Origin of the sequence: Actinomyces acetigenes, assembly GCF_031296635.1 — a bacterium.
In the GTDB taxonomy this organism is placed as follows: domain Bacteria; phylum Actinomycetota; class Actinomycetes; order Actinomycetales; family Actinomycetaceae; genus Actinomyces; species Actinomyces acetigenes.
The window spans coordinates 17,639-32,972 of sequence record NZ_JASPFC010000016.1; the positions used below are offsets into that span (position 1 = coordinate 17,639).

At 63.3% G+C, this 15,334-nt stretch carries 13 protein-coding genes; 8 read left to right on the top strand and 5 right to left on the bottom strand.

The genetic code is table 11. The annotated features are described in order from the left end of the window. Nucleotides 1–517: 517 nt before the first annotated feature. The 4 genes from RIV14_RS07910 (at nt 518) to RIV14_RS07925 (ending at nt 4,989) form a co-directional block, all read left to right on the top strand. On the top strand, nt 518–1,462 hold the full coding sequence (locus RIV14_RS07910) for an AAA family ATPase (protein WP_218638383.1): 945 nt from the start codon (nt 518–520) through the stop codon (nt 1,460–1,462). A gap of 3 nt (nt 1,463–1,465) precedes the next feature. Further along, the gene (locus tag RIV14_RS07915; protein WP_075371967.1) at nt 1,466–4,003 is read left to right on the top strand and encodes a S8 family peptidase; all 2,538 of its coding nucleotides are present in this window, start codon (nt 1,466–1,468) and stop codon (nt 4,001–4,003) included. 160 nt (nt 4,004–4,163) lie between these two features. Then, nucleotides 4,164–4,472: a HigA family addiction module antitoxin gene (locus RIV14_RS07920; RefSeq protein ID WP_256699096.1), complete on the top strand. Its 309-nt coding sequence runs from the start codon at nt 4,164–4,166 to the stop codon at nt 4,470–4,472. 52 nt (nt 4,473–4,524) lie between these two features. Then, nucleotides 4,525–4,989, top strand: coding sequence for an ImmA/IrrE family metallo-endopeptidase (locus tag RIV14_RS07925; RefSeq protein WP_256699098.1), 465 nt, complete (start codon nt 4,525–4,527; stop codon nt 4,987–4,989). Nucleotides 4,990–5,002: 13 nt separating this feature from the next. Here RIV14_RS07925 and RIV14_RS07930 read toward each other — a convergent pair whose 3' ends face one another. Next, complete coding sequence (locus RIV14_RS07930; protein ID WP_075371968.1) at nt 5,003–6,487, bottom strand: sugar porter family MFS transporter; 1,485 nt, start codon at nt 6,485–6,487, stop codon at nt 5,003–5,005. Between the two features lie 498 nt (nt 6,488–6,985). Here RIV14_RS07930 and RIV14_RS07935 point away from each other — a divergent pair, with 498 nt between their 5' ends. Both RIV14_RS07935 and RIV14_RS07940 read left to right on the top strand, forming a co-directional pair. After that, nucleotides 6,986–7,696, top strand: a complete 711-nt coding sequence (locus RIV14_RS07935; RefSeq protein WP_075371969.1) for a nucleoside/nucleotide kinase family protein — start codon at nt 6,986–6,988, stop codon at nt 7,694–7,696. Between the two features lie 124 nt (nt 7,697–7,820). Continuing rightward, the gene (locus tag RIV14_RS07940) at nt 7,821–8,915 is read left to right on the top strand and encodes a bile acid:sodium symporter family protein (RefSeq protein WP_075371970.1); all 1,095 of its coding nucleotides are present in this window, start codon (nt 7,821–7,823) and stop codon (nt 8,913–8,915) included. Between the two features lie 174 nt (nt 8,916–9,089). Here RIV14_RS07940 and RIV14_RS07945 read toward each other — a convergent pair whose 3' ends face one another. From RIV14_RS07945 to nrdH, 4 genes are read right to left on the bottom strand one after another with little or no spacing between them, the layout of a single operon-like run. Further along, nucleotides 9,090–9,671 (bottom strand): hypothetical protein, encoded by a 582-nt coding sequence (locus RIV14_RS07945; RefSeq protein ID WP_143224184.1) that lies wholly within the window; start codon nt 9,669–9,671, stop codon nt 9,090–9,092. Nucleotides 9,672–9,715: 44 nt separating this feature from the next. Further along, nucleotides 9,716–11,872: a class 1b ribonucleoside-diphosphate reductase subunit alpha gene (gene nrdE, locus RIV14_RS07950; RefSeq protein WP_070662658.1), complete on the bottom strand. Its 2,157-nt coding sequence runs from the start codon at nt 11,870–11,872 to the stop codon at nt 9,716–9,718. Next, nucleotides 11,857–12,267: a class Ib ribonucleoside-diphosphate reductase assembly flavoprotein NrdI gene (nrdI, locus tag RIV14_RS07955; RefSeq protein ID WP_075371971.1), complete on the bottom strand. Its 411-nt coding sequence runs from the start codon at nt 12,265–12,267 to the stop codon at nt 11,857–11,859. The genes nrdE and nrdI overlap by 16 nt, the downstream gene beginning before the upstream one ends. Before the next feature lie 17 nt (nt 12,268–12,284). Further along, nucleotides 12,285–12,530 carry a glutaredoxin-like protein NrdH gene (gene nrdH, locus RIV14_RS07960; RefSeq protein WP_003788409.1) on the bottom strand — a complete coding sequence of 82 codons (246 nt, stop codon included), beginning with the start codon at nt 12,528–12,530 and terminating at the stop codon, nt 12,285–12,287. A gap of 679 nt (nt 12,531–13,209) precedes the next feature. Here nrdH and RIV14_RS07965 point away from each other — a divergent pair. After that, complete coding sequence (locus RIV14_RS07965) at nt 13,210–14,088, top strand: DUF4956 domain-containing protein (RefSeq protein ID WP_075371972.1); 879 nt, start codon at nt 13,210–13,212, stop codon at nt 14,086–14,088. Nucleotides 14,089–14,264: 176 nt separating this feature from the next. Continuing rightward, entirely contained in the window at nt 14,265–15,086 is an 822-nt protein-coding gene (locus RIV14_RS07970) for a polyphosphate polymerase domain-containing protein (RefSeq protein WP_075371973.1), read from the top strand. Nucleotides 15,087–15,334 lie beyond the last annotated feature (248 nt).

Here is a 15,334-nt window from a genome sequence, read left to right on the forward strand (position 1 = left end):
TTCCCTCCTGTGTATCACTGTGTTGCAATCTTCGTCATCAACGAACAGAATGGGAGCCATTATCCAGCGGAATATCGAAGAATCCTCACCACGCTTCCACCAGGTGAATGACAGCTTGTCGCCCCGAAGAGATGGCGAGGGATGAGCGCCCGCCCTGGCGTAGAGATCGCCTTCACTGACGCACACGGAGTACACTGGTTACGAAACGCCGTGGGGCAGTTGCACGAGAGCCCGATAGATGCGATCAAGCACTACGAAATAGAACTACCCTATTCTTCCGGTCGACTGACCCCAGCAATCACATAGACCCACCTGGACGCATCTCTGCGCCAGGCAAGTCGATGCAGCGTGAAAGCCGCTTCGTCCGCAGTAAGCGCAAACCGACGGTGGACGTGAGAGCGATCCCAGCGCGGCATCGGGGAATGTGTCACTGGCGTGCCGTACGATGACGGTGACAGCTCAGGCGAACACGGAAGGGAGGCCATCTGTGGCAGGTCACGGTGCACACATCACAGCCATGGTTCGTAGTCACGCCTCCGGCGACGAGGACGCCTTCTACTCCGTCGCCCTGCAGGTCGCCGCTCGAGAAGCCCGCCAGGGGCACCACCGACTCGCCTCTGACATCAAGAAGGCTGTCGACTCCTCTCGTCGACGAGCACGCTCACCCCTTGCGACGGTAGCCACACTTCCGCGCCCCGAGGGAGACATCGCCGGTCTGGTTGAGATCTCTCAGCCACAGGTACGGCTGCGCGACCTCGTCATCTCGCCCGAGCTTGGCGAGCAGATCACGCAGGTCATCCAAGAGCAGCGGCAGCGCTCCGTTCTGATCGAGCATGGCTTCACCCCCATGCATCGCCTTCTTCTCGAGGGCCCGCCTGGTACCGGCAAGACCATGACCGCCTCCGTCATCGCCTCCGAGCTCTCACTTCCGATGTACACCGTGCGTCTGGACAGCCTGCTCAGCAAGTTCATGGGCGAGACTGCCTCCAAGCTGCGGACAGTGTTTGACGAGGTCGCAACTCACCGCGCGGTCTATCTCTTCGACGAGTTCGACGCCCTAGGCGGGGACAGAAGCGGCAACGACGTCGGCGAAGCGCGACGCATCCTCAACTCATTCCTGGTGTTCCTGGAGGAAGCGAGCCCGGAGTCGATCGTGGTCGCGGCCACAAACCATCGCTCCATCCTGGATCGCGCACTCTTCCGTCGCTTCGACGCCGTCCTCACCTACTCGCTGCCGAGTGGCAGGCAAGCTCAGTCAGTCATCCGCAAGCGCCTGGGGTCACTTGCCAAGGGCGTTTCATTCACCGGGCTGTCCTCGCGCACAGAGGGACTCAGTCATGCGGATATCGTCAAGGCAGCCGAGTCAGCCGCCAAGGCTGCGCTCATGAGAGGAGATGCTGTGGTGACGCGAGCAGATCTTGAGCTGGCACTTGCCGCACGCCGCTCCGCCAGCCTGGGGTAGGTCATGTCCGAGTCGCCCCGCCTCGATCACCTGTACGTCAATGGCTATGTTGGGTCCAGGCCACGGACCGCACGCGGCATGGGAACGACTGCTATCAGACCTGTAGATCGCCAGACTCACGGCAAGCGTCTCATCGAAGAGATTGATGCCGTATTTACGAAAGAACAGGAAGCCCGGGACTCCCAGGATCTTGATCCGGTACTACAAGCCAATGGGACGTACCTAACACTTGAGGGCGTCAGCGCCGACTTCGAACTGAAACTTGACTCTCTGACACAGTTGACGCGGAAGGGTAAGACATCAAGAAAACCGAAGTGGCTTCTTCTATCGGTTCACCCTGCCACAGAGGACTCTCCTGAACGAGCCAATATATGGGTTGCCGACGATTTTCGACATCAGTTTTTTAAGCTTTTTGAGGACTATCTCGTCACCAGTGACGAAAAAAATCAACCTAAAAACAATGCGTTGATTGCCAATATTTCTCACATTCGGGAAACTTATCTCAATGACCTGTGGACATCAGAAGGCAATCCTCCTTACGGAGGAGCGATCTGGTGGGAGCTGTGGCTTGACCAGCGCCGAGAGCGCCCCGGCCTGCTCGAGCGCATTATAAAGTCATTTAGTCTCGAGATCTCTGATCGACAGTTACGAATTGGAGACTCGCTGATCGTGCACATCCGAGCCACACGACAACAACTTGAGACACTTGTTGTAACAGACCTGCCTTTCACTGAGATTCGCACACCCTCGTTCATTGACACTATCGAGGACCTCTCCGACAGTGAGCGATTCGAATATGTTCTTGATTTCTCCACAAGGGTTATTCCAGCGGAAGTGGGGGCTCCAGTTGTGTGCCACCTCGACTCCGGAGTCTTCCGAACGCACACCCTCCTCGAGGGATCCTTGGCAAGCAGCGACCAGCACTCGATCTTCACAGCTTCAACCGGTCATGATCGTCATGGCCATGGCACATCAATGGCAGGAATTGCGCTCTACGGTGAGCACCTGGATGATCTTCTTCTAGGAACAAAAACAATCAGATTAAAGCATCGCCTAGAGTCTGTAGAAATCTTCCCCACTCCTGCAAGAGCTCAGCAGCGCGACTATGCCAGCGCCACCATTCATGCGATTTCCATTCCGGAGGCTGGGTCCTCTCGTCGACGCACCTTCTGCATGCCTGTCAGCACAAAGTCTGACACCAACCCCGGCCGGCCGACACTCTGGTCGGCAACGGTAGATGCCCTCGCCGTAGGCACAGATATTCAAGTTCACAGTGACGGATTTTCTCTCATCTCGAAACCAGACCCCGATGCAAAACGTCTCATTATCGTCTCTGCGGCGAACGTGGACGCGAACTCCTACAAGATTAATCACCTAGACAACTCAGACATGTCCCCAATCCGAGATCCCGGACAGTCATGGAATGCACTAACGGTTGGTGCTTTTACTCAACTCGATCAGGTTCCGAGCGACCCGAGCTTTCATAGTTACTCTCTGGTAGCACCCGCCGGAGAACTCTCCCCCCACAGTCGGACTTCTTTACTATTTGGCGACAAACCATGGCCCATCAAGCCAGAGATATGCCTGGAGGGCGGCAATGTTCTTTTGGACAGGCAGGGTTTTGCAGAACCCAAGCACCCTCTTCTTTCTCTCAGGTCCACCGGTATCAGGAACGATGTGGACCTGACATCGGCCAATGCGACGAGCGCCGCTACCGCGCAAGCCGCCCGGCTAGCAGCACTCACCATGAGCCGTTACCCCTCCTACTGGCCAGAGACCGTACGGGCTCTTCTGGTTCATGAGGCCAGGTGGACAAGGCCAATGCAAGAACATTTGAATGCGTGCGGCAAGAAGAAAAGCAAACGCGCACGGCTCTTGCGTCGCTACGGGTGGGGAGTACCGACGGAGGAAGCGGTCCTCACGTCATCTCACCGTGCAGTCACCATGGTGGTTCAAGACGAGTTCCACCCTTTCGATGAGACGTATGCGATGCGGGAGCTTCGACTTCACTCCCTGCCCTGGCCTCGCGAGGTCCTTCAGTCACTTGGCGAAGCCGACGTGCGCCTACGCATCACGCTGTCCTACTTCATCGAGCCTTCCGCCACACGGCGCGGCTGGAAGGGGAAGTACACGTATGCCTCTTACGGTCTCCGCTTCGACCTCAAAGCCCCGACCGACATCAACGTGAAGCGTTTCCTCGCGCGAGTGAATCGACAGGCTCAGGAAGAAGAGGACGAGGCCTACTCGTCCACAGATAGCCACTCGAATCACTGGCTACTCGGCACGCGGGCACGACACTACGGTTCACTCCACCAGGACGAGTGGCAGGGCACCGGCGCAGAACTCGCAGCATGCGACCATATCGCCGTCTACCCCGTCGGTGGCTGGTGGAAGAACAACAATCGACGCGACCGCCGTGACTTACCCGTCCGGTACGCACTCCTGGTCTCGCTGAGCACCTCCGCACAGGGAGCCGATCTCTACACTCCGATCGCGACACAGCTCAGCGTCCCCGTCACCGCCGTGCCCATCGAGGTATGACAGGCTTACGCAGGTCCAAGCCCCGACAATCAACCAAGCCCGGATCACTACCAACTGGCGACTCATCGTCACCGATGAAGGCGGCACTCCTGTCGTCGCCTGCGTCATCGAGATCGTCGACTACCACTAGACCACCGAAGCACCTGAAAGGAAGGCAGGCATGGCCACGTACACCGCACACCCCGACTACGTCGTGCCTACCGGGGACTTCATCGAGGAGTGGATGGAAGAGGAAGGCATCAATGCCGCTGAGCTTGCCCGCCGACTTGATGTGAGCCGAAAGCACATCAGCGAGCTGCTCCGAGGCAAAGCCCCACTCAGCCACGACATGGCGCTCAGGCTGGAGAACACCACCGGTGTCCCTGCCCGCATCTGGAACCTCCATGAGACCGGGTACCAGGCGGCTCTGGCTCGCCAGGCTGCGGACGCGAAGCTGCACCCTAGGAGACTTCCCCGCCTACGATCGTGACAAGCTGGAAGCAGCCCTTCCCGAGCTCCGCTCCCTCACAGTCGAGGATCCCGTGCAGGCCATTCAGAGAGCCCAGGCTCTTCTGCGCAACTGCGGAGTGGCACTCACACTAGTTCCAGCGGTGCCGGGGCTCGGCACCCACGGTGCCACCCGCTGGATCCAAGGGCACCCCCTCATCCAGCTCTCAGACCTGTGGGACTGCGACGACCAGCTCTGGTTCACGCTCTTCCACGAGATCGCTCACGTCCTTCTCCATGAGTCGAATGGCCTCTACCTCAACAATGACCATGACGCCCTTGAAAAGGAGGCCGACGCCTACGCCTCCCACTTCCTCGTTCCGGAGGACTACGAGGACAGGCTCCCCCGTCATCGCAACCTCGACGAGGTGAAAGCACTTGCCAAGGAGCTAGGGATCGCCCCCAGCATCGTGCTGGGACAGGCACAGCATCGCACCGGCGACTACGCCTGGGGGCACAGCCTCAAGCGAAAGGTGACGATCACGAGCCTGGCTGCGTAGGTTCCAGCTCGCCTCAGACCGCCAGGTCCTCCATCTCCTCGAGCTCCTTGCCCTTGGTCTCGGGCACCCGCAAGAAGACGAAGATGAGGGACAGCAGCGCAAAGACTGCGTAGAAGCCGTAGGCGAAGGTCAGGCTGATGCTGGAGAAGGTCGGGAACGTGGTGGAGATGAAGAAGTTCGCCACCCACTGGGCCGCAGCCGCCACCGCCAGCGCCCCAGCACGGATCCGGTTGGGGAACATCTCGCCCAGCAGCACCCACACGAGCGGCCCCCAGGTCGCCCCGAAAGCCACGACGAACAGGTTCGCCGCCACCAGCGCGATCGGCGACCACGGCGCCTCCAGGGTCACCTCACCACCACTGACGTTGGCGAAGGAGAAGGCCAGCGCCATGAGCCCCAGCGAGATCGTCATGAAGAACGAGCCGGCCAGCAGCATGGGCCTGCGCCCCACCTTGTCCACCAGGAGGATCGCCAGGATCGTCACCACGATGTTGGTGACCGACGTGATGACCGTGATGGTCAGGGCGTCGGACTCCTGGAAGCCCACAGTGCGCCACAGCGTCGTCGAGTAGTAGAAGATGACGTTGATGCCCACGAACTGCTGGAAGACGGACAGCAGAATACCTACCCACACGATCGGCTTGAGCCCCAGCGCTGAGCCGCGCAGGTCGGACAGGGACTCGCGCTTCTCAGAGTCAATGGTGGAGCGGATCTCCTCGATCTTGAGGTTGACGTTGATAATTCCGGTGAAGTCGTAGAGCACCTGGGAGGCCTTGTCGTAGTCGCCGCGCGCCACCAGGAAGCGTGGGGACTCCGGCAGCCGGAAGGCGAAAAGCCCGTAGACGAGGGCCGGCACCCCCTCGGCAATGAACATCCACCGCCAGGCCTCCATCCCCAGCCACAGCTCCTTGGCGGCCCCGCCGGCCTGACCGGAGAACCAGGCGTCGGCCAGCAGGGAGGAGAAGATGCCGACGACGATCGCCAGCTGCTGGAGGGAGCCCAGACGGCCGCGCACGCTCGCCGGAGAGACCTCGGCAATGTAGGCCGGGGCGATGACGGAGGCCGCCCCCACTCCTAGGCCGCCCACCACACGCCACACGATGAAGTCGATGACGCCGAAGGCCAGTCCCGATCCGAGCGCGGAGGCCAGGAACATGACAGCGGCGATGAGCATGACCGGCACCCGCCCCATCCGGTTGGAAACCGGCCCGGCGAACCAGGCGCCGACCGTGCAGCCAATGAGCGCCGAGGAGACGGAAAAGCCCTTGAGCGCATCGCTGAGAGCGAACTGGTCAGAGAGGGCGTCGACGGCGCCATTGATGACGGCCGTGTCAAAGCCGAAGAGGAACCCGCCCAGGGCGGCAGCCACGCAGATGCCGATGATGCGAGCGTTGATGCGGCTGACGGTCGAGCCGGCCTCCTCCGAGGTCGAGGCGGGTGAGGAGGTGGCCGGCGGCAGGGAGGAAGAGGACGGTGACGACTGAGAGGACTCTGCCATGGTGTGTTTCCTGACGTCGGAAGAGTCGCGTACGGCACCCACTTCGTGCCGCGCGGCATGGCGGACTCCCTCAGACTACGACCGTGCCCGCCATCACAATAGCCGTTTCGTCCCAGTCCTGTCCCTGGCCATGACCGGAGCGCTCGCGGGCTGGCGCAGCCCGACGGCGGCACGGGAGCACGCCACCGACCTGACCGCCGCCAACCTACGGCCCCGGGGACTAGCGGCGGGCCAGGCCCTGCCGTCGGAAACGACCATCCGCCGAGTCCTGCAGGACCTGGACCCCGCAGACGCTGATGCCCACCTGAGGTCCCGGCCTTGCCTCAGCTGGCTTCAACTCCCGTCAACTTCCGCCGTCGACATCGTCAGGAGAGAGGTGCTGCTGTCTTTTTCCTGAGAGAGCCCGATCCCATGAAGACGAGGAACGGCAAAGCATCACAATGGATACAGATACCGCCTCCAGGCCTCAGCCACTTAGTTGACTGAGATAATAGTTCCATGAGCCCAACGGTTCGGGTGGGCGAAACCCCCACCCTTGTCAGCAGCCTCGTCGACCAGCTCAGGCAGCGGTTGGCGGCCGACGACGCACCCGCGCGCCTCGTCGTCGGGCTTGTGGGAGCTCCCGGTTCGGGAAAATCAACGATTGCTGCGCAGCTGGAGACCGAGCTGAAAGCGGCGGGCATCTTCGCCGGGCTGGTTGCTATGGACGGCTTCCACCTGTCCAACGCCGTCCTGGACGAGCTGGGGCGCGGCAACCGCAAGGGCGCGCCCGACACCTTCGACGTCGAGGGTTACCTGACGACCCTGGACCGGGTGCGGGCCGACGGCGCCCCACGGGTCCTCGTCCCGGTGTACCGGCGGGACCTCCACGAGTCCGTGGCAGCCGGGAGCATCGTGAGCGGGACCGGCGTCGTCGTCACCGAGGGCAACTATCTCGCGCTCGAGACGCGCGGTTGGGGCGCGGCGCGCGAGCGGATCGACCTGCTCATCCACATTGACGTGCCCGAGGAGGTGCTCGTGCTGCGACTCATCAACCGGCACGAGGACTTCGGCAAGAACCCGTTGGCAGCCGGCCACTGGGTGCGCACCGTGGACCTGCCCAACGCGCGCCTCATCGCCACGAGCGTCCACCGCTGCGACGAGGTATGGCGTGAGCCCGAGGACGAGCCCGACTCCGACGACGTTGACACTGACGACGAGCTCGAATAACGCCTCGGGCCTCGGAACCTGAAGCGTGTCCGTACGATGGACTGAGACGGCGACGTATCACTCCTCGGACTATTGTCGCCGGGCGTATCCCCGCTGATGCTCCACCAATGATCCGAGGCATCCCATGACAGCCCCCACCGACACCGACACCGCACCGCGCTCCAAGGAGTCCACGGGCGCGGCCCCCGACGTCGAGGCTTCCGCCGACGCGGCCTCCGAGAAGAGGCAGGACCGCAGCGCCCGCATCGCGGTGACGGTCTTCCCGCTCATCATGTTCGGCGCCTTCCTCGCCGCCTTCTTCTCACCCTCCACCTTCGTGCCGCTGGCCGGTTACATGACACCGTTGCTGGCCGTCACGATGCTGGGGATGGGGATGACCCTGTCCATCCCGGACTTCACGATGATCGCCCGTCACCCGAAGCCGGTCATTCTGGGCGTGCTCAGCCAGTACGCGATCATGCCGCTGGTGGGCTGGAGCGTAGCGAACCTGCTGCCGCTGTCCCCCGAGCTCAAGGTCGGCATCATCCTCATCGGCTGCGTGCCCGGGGGGACGACGTCGAACGTGGTCAGCTACCTGGCCAAGGGCAACACGGCCCTTTCGGTGTCGATGACTGCCTTCTCCACGATGCTCGCCCCCATCGTCACCCCGCTGCTGACCCTGTGGCTGGCCGGAACCTACATGCAGGTGCCGGCCGGGTCGATGGCACTGTCGATCGTGCAGATCGTGCTGCTTCCGGTGGGGACGGGCCTGGCCTGCAACGTCTTCTTCCACCGGCAGGTGGCGCGGATCCAGCCGGCGATGCCCTGGGTCTCAGTCGTGGCGATCGCCGCGGTGGTGGCGGCCGTGGCCTCCAAGAGCCAGCCGCTCATCGCCGCCGCGGGGCCGCTCATGTTCGCCGCGATCGCTTTGGAGAATGCGACCGGTTACGCCCTGGGCTACGCCGCGGCACGAGCCTTCGGGGTCTCGCGGGCCGACCGGCGCACGATCGGTATTGAGGTGGGCCTGCAGAACGCGGGGCTCGGCTCAACGCTCGCCCTGCAGTACCTGAGCGCGGCGGTGGCCGCACCCTGCGCGGTGGCGACCTTCTGGCACACGATCACCGGTTCCCTGCTGGCCATGTACTGGCGCCTGCGCGGGTTCCCGGCCGGCGAGGATCCGCATGCCACCGTGCGCGAGCTGCGCCGTCGAGCCGAGGAGTCCTCGGCTGCAGCCGGCTAATGGCGCTGCAAGAAGGGGTGGAAACGTGTGACCTATGCCGCTATTGCCAGCAATGGCCGCAGCTGCTGGCAATACCTACAAGTCTGACGTACAGTTGGTGTGCCGCCGCGTTACGGCGCGGAGAGGAAGTAAGCGCCGGTGCACCCGTGTCGTCATGTGGGCCCGGCGTTCGCGCTACCTACGGGGATCAATACGCTCAACCCACACACGGTCAGCGATCATGCTCCAGTTATCGCCAGCATCTGAGCCGGCCCAATGATCGCCCAGCGCTCCGATCACCTGATCAGGAACCCATAGGTGCTTATCTTCATGACCAAACCTGTGAGTCAAACGAAATCCCGACGTCAACACCTTATTACGCTGAGCTAAGGCAATCGTCCTCTTGTCCTTTTCATCCTGAGTTTGCTGCCTTCTTTCGAGGATAAGTGAATCCACACCAAAATCCCCTTCAAGCATCACACTTAAACAGTGCAACGCCTGCTGCCTAGCACGCTCCTCACCCTTCCCCTCGGGAATAGGAGAGGCTGCAACGACAAGATAGTTTGCATTATGCTCACTGATAGTCTCACAGACCGCTCGCTTCGTGCGAGGTGTATGATCTCTCCAATGTAGTTTTCCACCTTGACGCACATACACAGAGAGCGCATCAGCAAGATCGGATTGATCTTCATCTGCAATATATGTGCCTAGAAAATACACCGACTCAGAGACACCAGAGCGGCGAACACTCTCATCCCCGTAGGCAACGCGGCCCACTCAAGATCCTTTCCACTTCCTTAAAGAGGCCCACCAACTCCGGCTCACAGCATGCAGGAGACGCAGCCCTCGACCTCGGTGCCGGTCAGGGCGGCCTGACGCAGGCGGATGTAGTAGAGGGTCTTGATGCCCTTGCGCCAGGCGTAGATCTGGGCGCGGTTGACGTCGCGGGTGGTGGCCGTGTCCGGGAAGAACAGGGTGAGGCTCAGCCCCTGGTCCACGTGCTGGGTGGCCACGGCGTAGGTGTCGATGATCTTCTCCGGGCCGATCTCGTAGGCGTCCCGGTAGTACTCGAGGTTGTCATTCGTCATGAAGGGCGCCGGGTAGTAGACGCGGCCGATCTTGCCCTCCTTGCGGATCTCCACCTTGGCCACGATCGGGTGGATCGAGGAGGTGGAGTTGTTGATGTAGGAGATCGAGCCGGTGGGCGGCACGGCCTGCAGGTTGCGGTTGTACAGGCCGCCCTTTTTGACCTTCTCGGCCAGCTCGGCCCAGTCCTCACGTGTGGGCACGTGCACGCTGGAGGCCGCGAAGATCTCCTTGACGCGCTCGGTGACCGGCACGAAGTCCTGGGTCACGTACTTCTCGAAGAACTCGCCGCTGGCATAGGTCGAGTCCTCGAAGCCCACGAAGCTCTCCCCACGCTCCACGGCCATCTCGTTCGACGCCGTCAGGGCGGCGAACAGGACGCTGGCGAAGTAGACGTTGGTGAAGTCCAGGCCCTCCTCGGAGCCGTAGTGGATGCGCTCACGCGCCAGGAAGCCGTGGAGGTTCATCTGCCCCAGGCCGATGGCGTGCGACTCGTGGTTGCCCCGGTCGATCGAGGGCACGCTGGGCAGGTGGGTCTGGTCGCTGACGGCGGTCAGGCCGCGCACGGCGGTGCGGATTGTGCGGGCGAAGTCCGGGGAGTCCATCGTCTTGGCGATGTTGAGGCTGCCCAGGTTGCAGGAGATGTCCTTGCCCACGTGGGCGTAGGTGAGGTCCTCGTTGAGCTCGCTGGGCTCGGAGACCTGAAGGATCTCGGAGCACAGGTTGGACATGACGACCTTGCCCTTGATGGGGTTGGCCTTGTTGACCGTGTCCTCGAACATGACGTACGGGTAGCCGGACTCGAACTGGATCTCGGCCAGGGTCTGGAAGAAGGTGCGGGCGTTGATCTTCTTCTTCTTGATGCGCCCGTCGTCCACCATCTCGCGGTACTTCTCGGTGACGTTGATGTCCGCGAAGGGCATGCCGTAGACGCGCTCGACGTCGTAGGGGCTGAAGAGGTACATGTCCTCGTTGTTGCGGGCCAGCTCGAAGGTGATGTCCGGGATGACGACGCCCAGCGAGAGGGTCTTGATGCGGATCTTCTCGTCGGCGTTCTCACGCTTGGTGTCCAGGAAGCGCATGATGTCGGGGTGGTGGGCGTGCAGGTAGACCGCCCCCGCACCCTGACGGGCCCCGAGCTGGTTGGCGTAGGAGAAGGAGTCCTCCAGCAGCTTCATGACGGGGATGACGCCGCTGGACTGGTTCTCGATGCGCTTGATGGGGGCGCCCATCTCCCGCAGGTTGCTCAGCAGGAGGGCCACTCCCCCGCCGCGCTTGGACAGCTGGAGGGCGGAGTTGATGCCGCGGGCGATCGACTCCATGTTGTCCTCGATGCGCACCAGGAAACAGGACACGGGCTCCCCGCGCTGGGCCTTGCCCTCGTTGAGGAAGGTGGGGGTGGCCGGCTGGAAGCGGCCGGACATCATCTCGTCGACGAGGTCGAGGGCCAGCTGCTCATCGCCGTCGGCCAGGGTGAGGGCCACCATGGTGACGCGGTCCTCGAAGCGCTCCAGGTAGCGCTTCCCGTCGAAGGTCTTGAGCGTGTAGGACGTGTAGTACTTGAAGGCGCCCAGGAAGGTCTCGAAGCGAAACTTGTGGGCGTAGGCGGCCTTGAAGGCGGACTTGACGAACTCCGGGGAGTACTTGTCCAGGATGTGGCCCTCGTAGTAGCCCTCCTCAACCAGGTACTTGAGCTTCTCCTCCAGGTCGTGGAAGAAGACCGTGTTCTGGTTGACGTGCTGGAGGAAGTACTGCCGGGCCGCCTCATGGTCGGCGTCGAACTGGATCCTGCCCTGCGCGTCGTAGAGGTTCAGCTTCGCGTTGAGCGCGTGGTAGTCCAGCTCCGGGGAGGACACGGTCTCTGAGCCGGTGTCCGTCAGCGTGTCTGCCAAAAGTCTTCCAATCCTTCTTTGACGCGTGCAACGTCCGTGGGGGTGCCGAGCAGCTCGTAGCGGTACAGGAACGGCACCCCCAGCTTGCTGGCGATGATGTCACCCGCCAGGCAGTAGGCCTGGCCGAAGTTGGTGTTGCCCGAGGCGATGACGCCCCGGCACAGCGCCCGATTGTCCGGGTTGTTGAGGAAGGCGATGACCTGCTTGGGCACCGCCCCCTTGACGGAGCCGCCACCGTAGGTGGGGACGACCAGGACGTACTCCTCGTGCACGGTCAACGGCAGATCCGTGCGCCTCAGGGGGATACGCGCCGTCGGGAAGCCGAGCTTGCCCACGAATCGGTGCGTGTTCTCCGAGGTGGAGGAGAAGTAGACCAGCAGAGGCCCGCTACTCACGGCGCGCCCCCGCGGCCTCAGACCGCGACGGACTCGACGGCCAGGGCAAGGGTCTTGATCTTGTCCGGACGGAAACCGGACCAGTGGTCCTCTCCGGCGACGACGACGGGAGCCTGGGCGTACCCCAGGGACTTGACCTGCTCGAGGGCCTGGGCGTCCAAGGAGATGTCCACCGTCTCGTAGGACAGGCCGGCCTTGTCCATGGCACGGTAGGTGGCCGTGCACTGGACGCAGTTGGGCTTGCTGTAGATGGTGATCGCCATGTCCGTCTCTTCCTCAGGATCGGGTGGCGGTGACTGCGGCCCGTCCCCGGACAGGGACTGCGCCGGCGGCACCACACGCTTGTCATTCACGGGAGGCCAAAATGGCCCCGCAGAGCAAGACACTACCCCTTGGGGTGATCCGGGTCCATCACCCCAAGATGCTGTGTCTAACGTGGCCCTGTGCACACCACCCCTCCCCTCTGTGGAAAACCCTGACCTCACTGTGGACGGCTGGTGGAGACAGTCCGTGGGCACCCCGCCAGAGGCCCTCGACCCCATCCCCGCAATCCGCACAACGATGGTCCTACACGGGTACGACATCTATTCGCGAGCCTTAGCCACAGGCAGGGCCGGTCGCTGTCGGCGCTCTACCCCCAGCCCTGGGGACGGAGACGCAGAATTCACCCCTTCAGACACGCCCGTTCGGCGTGTCGTCACATCCAGCGAACACCCAGCAAGCAGTCGAGACCGGAAGCAGCTGAAGGCGATTGCTCCGACCAGCACCTCACACCTACAACACGAAGCCGGGAGACGTCGTGGGAGGCAAGGAGGCCGTCCAGGGTATGCAGCCTCACACCGAGCACGAGACCGACGCCCTAGCATGATTTATATAGGTGGACATATTGTTATGTTACCGTAATAATACGGTTCTCGACCCGCCTCCCCCAAGGACATCCTCATGCAGCAGGTGTTGCACGATCTACCACTGACACTGGCCTATATCGGTGCCGACCTGGTGGCCATCGCGCTCCTGGTCGGAGCCCTCTACATTCCACGTCACGGCCGCCGCGACCTCGTGGCCGCCTACATCGGCGTCAACGTCGGCGTCCTGGCCGTCACCCTGCTGCTGTCAACGAGCGACAGCGTCGGAGCCGGCCTGGGCCTGGGACTCTTCGGCGTCCTGTCCATCATCCGCCTGCGCTCCTCCTCCCTCGCCCAGGGAGAGGTGGCCTACTTCTTCGCGGCCCTGGCCCTGGGCCTGCTCGGTGGCATCAAGGGCAAGCACATCAGCCACCTCATCATCGTCGCCATCCTCATGCTCCTCATCCTCGCCTCCCTGTGGGTGGGCGACCACCCGGCGCTCTTGCGCCGCAACCGCAACCAGGTCGTCACCCTTGACCGGGCCATCAGCGACGAGAACGAGCTCATCACCGAGCTCGAGGACCTGCTCGGCGCCCAGGTGCGCAGCGTTGACCTCAAGAGCCTGGACCTGGTCAATGACACCACCATCGTCGAGGTCCACTACCGGCTGCGTCCTCGCTCCCGCGCAGCCAGGCCCGCTCAGCAACCGGCCACCCAGGTGCAGCAAGAGAAGGTGGCGCAGGGTCCCCACCTGGTCCGGGAGGCTCCGCCTCAGGCCCTCGTTCAGGCCGCCACTCAGGCTCAGCCCGCCAGCCAGCAACTCTGGCCCGAGGCCCCCGTGGCCGACAGCGCCGCGAGAGCAGCCACCGCCCCACCCCGGTACGACTGGATCACCGGCCACCGCCGGCAGCACGCCTCCCAGCAGCACGCTCAGGTGGGCAACCCTCCGTCCATGGTGCAGCCCCGCTACAACTGACCCAGCCGGCCCGCCTCACCTGCGGCGCCACCGCGTCAACGCCGCGCACCCAGCACATCCAGTGCACCCACCGTGCGCCCGTCACGCGGCCACCTCCTCCCCCCACCACCGCCACCGCTGCTGCCCGGCAGCACCGGCCCCACCTCGCCACTGCCGATCCCGGAAAGGACTGCACCGTGCTGAACACCGACGGCATCAACACGATCACCCTCACCGAGCTCAACTCCGAGGCAAGTCTCCTGACTCGCATGGACCGCAAGTACCTAGTGCCCCCGGGTGACACCCAGCACGTCATCAGCCACCTGGCCCCGCGGGCCCGGGTCCTCCAGATCGACGGCCTGCGCCACTTCCGCTACGCCTCGACCTACTTCGACACCCCGGGCCTGGACGCCTACTTCCTGGCGGCCCGCAAGCGCCGTCGGCGTTACAAGATCCGCACCCGCACCTACCTGGACTCCGGCCTGTGCTTCCTGGAGGTCAAGACCAACGGGTCGCGCGAGGCCACGGTCAAGGACCGCTTCAAGTACGACCCCGACGACGCCGACCGCATCACGCCCGACGGTCACCTGTTCGTCATCGAGCGCCTCGTGGAGTCCGGCACCTGCACCCCCGACGAGGCGCGCACGATCGCCGATGCCCTCGTCCCGGTCATGGACTCCACCTACAGCCGCACCACCCTGCACCTGCCCCACGACGAGGCCCGCGCCACCTTCGACACCCAGCTCACCTGGGACCTGTTCGGCCCTGACGGCAAGCGCCTCGAACGGGGTGTCTCCGTGGGCCACCTCAACGTCGTCGAGACGAAGAACCCCTCCACGGCCTCCCCCACGGACCGCCTCCTGTGGCACCAGGGGCACCGGCCGGCCCGCATCTCGAAGTACGCCACCGGCATGGCCCTGTTGCACGGGAAACTGCCCACTAACCGGTGGAACCGCACCATCAAGCGGAACCTGGGGCGCTACTGGCGTCAGGTCCAGTCGCGCCAGCTCGCGGCCTGAGCAGCGCCGTCACGCCTCCACCTCACCTCTTACCAGCGCCTCCGAAGGTTACGGGCCCCACCCGCCTGCGGAGGCGCTGCTGGCCGCCTCATGCCGCGGCGCGGTAAGTCATGCCTCCCCCATGCCCTGTTCACAGCGCGCTCATGGAATGCGCCCGTTGACTGTTTCTCAACGGACGGAGCCGCACAACGCCGCGGCGCGCTGAGGGCGCACCCCTGCTGCCTACCCCGCGGTCAGGCCCCGTCACC

Excerpts from the sequence above, each read along its gene's own strand:
- RIV14_RS07935 (WP_075371969.1), top strand. The coding sequence starts at position 6,986 with ATGAGCCCAACGGTTCGGGTGGGCGAAACCCCCACCCTTGTCAGCAGC.
- RIV14_RS07920 (WP_256699096.1), top strand. The coding sequence starts at position 4,164 with ATGGCCACGTACACCGCACACCCCGACTACGTCGTGCCTACCGGGGAC.
- RIV14_RS07965 (WP_075371972.1), top strand. The coding sequence starts at position 13,210 with ATGCAGCAGGTGTTGCACGATCTACCACTGACACTGGCCTATATCGGT.
- RIV14_RS07940 (WP_075371970.1), top strand. The coding sequence starts at position 7,821 with ATGACAGCCCCCACCGACACCGACACCGCACCGCGCTCCAAGGAGTCC.
- RIV14_RS07930 (WP_075371968.1), bottom strand. The coding sequence starts at position 6,487 with ATGGCAGAGTCCTCTCAGTCGTCACCGTCCTCTTCCTCCCTGCCGCCG.
- RIV14_RS07910 (WP_218638383.1), top strand. The coding sequence starts at position 518 with ATGGTTCGTAGTCACGCCTCCGGCGACGAGGACGCCTTCTACTCCGTC.
- nrdH (WP_003788409.1), bottom strand. The coding sequence starts at position 12,530 with ATGGCGATCACCATCTACAGCAAGCCCAACTGCGTCCAGTGCACGGCC.
- RIV14_RS07915 (WP_075371967.1), top strand. The coding sequence starts at position 1,466 with ATGTCCGAGTCGCCCCGCCTCGATCACCTGTACGTCAATGGCTATGTT.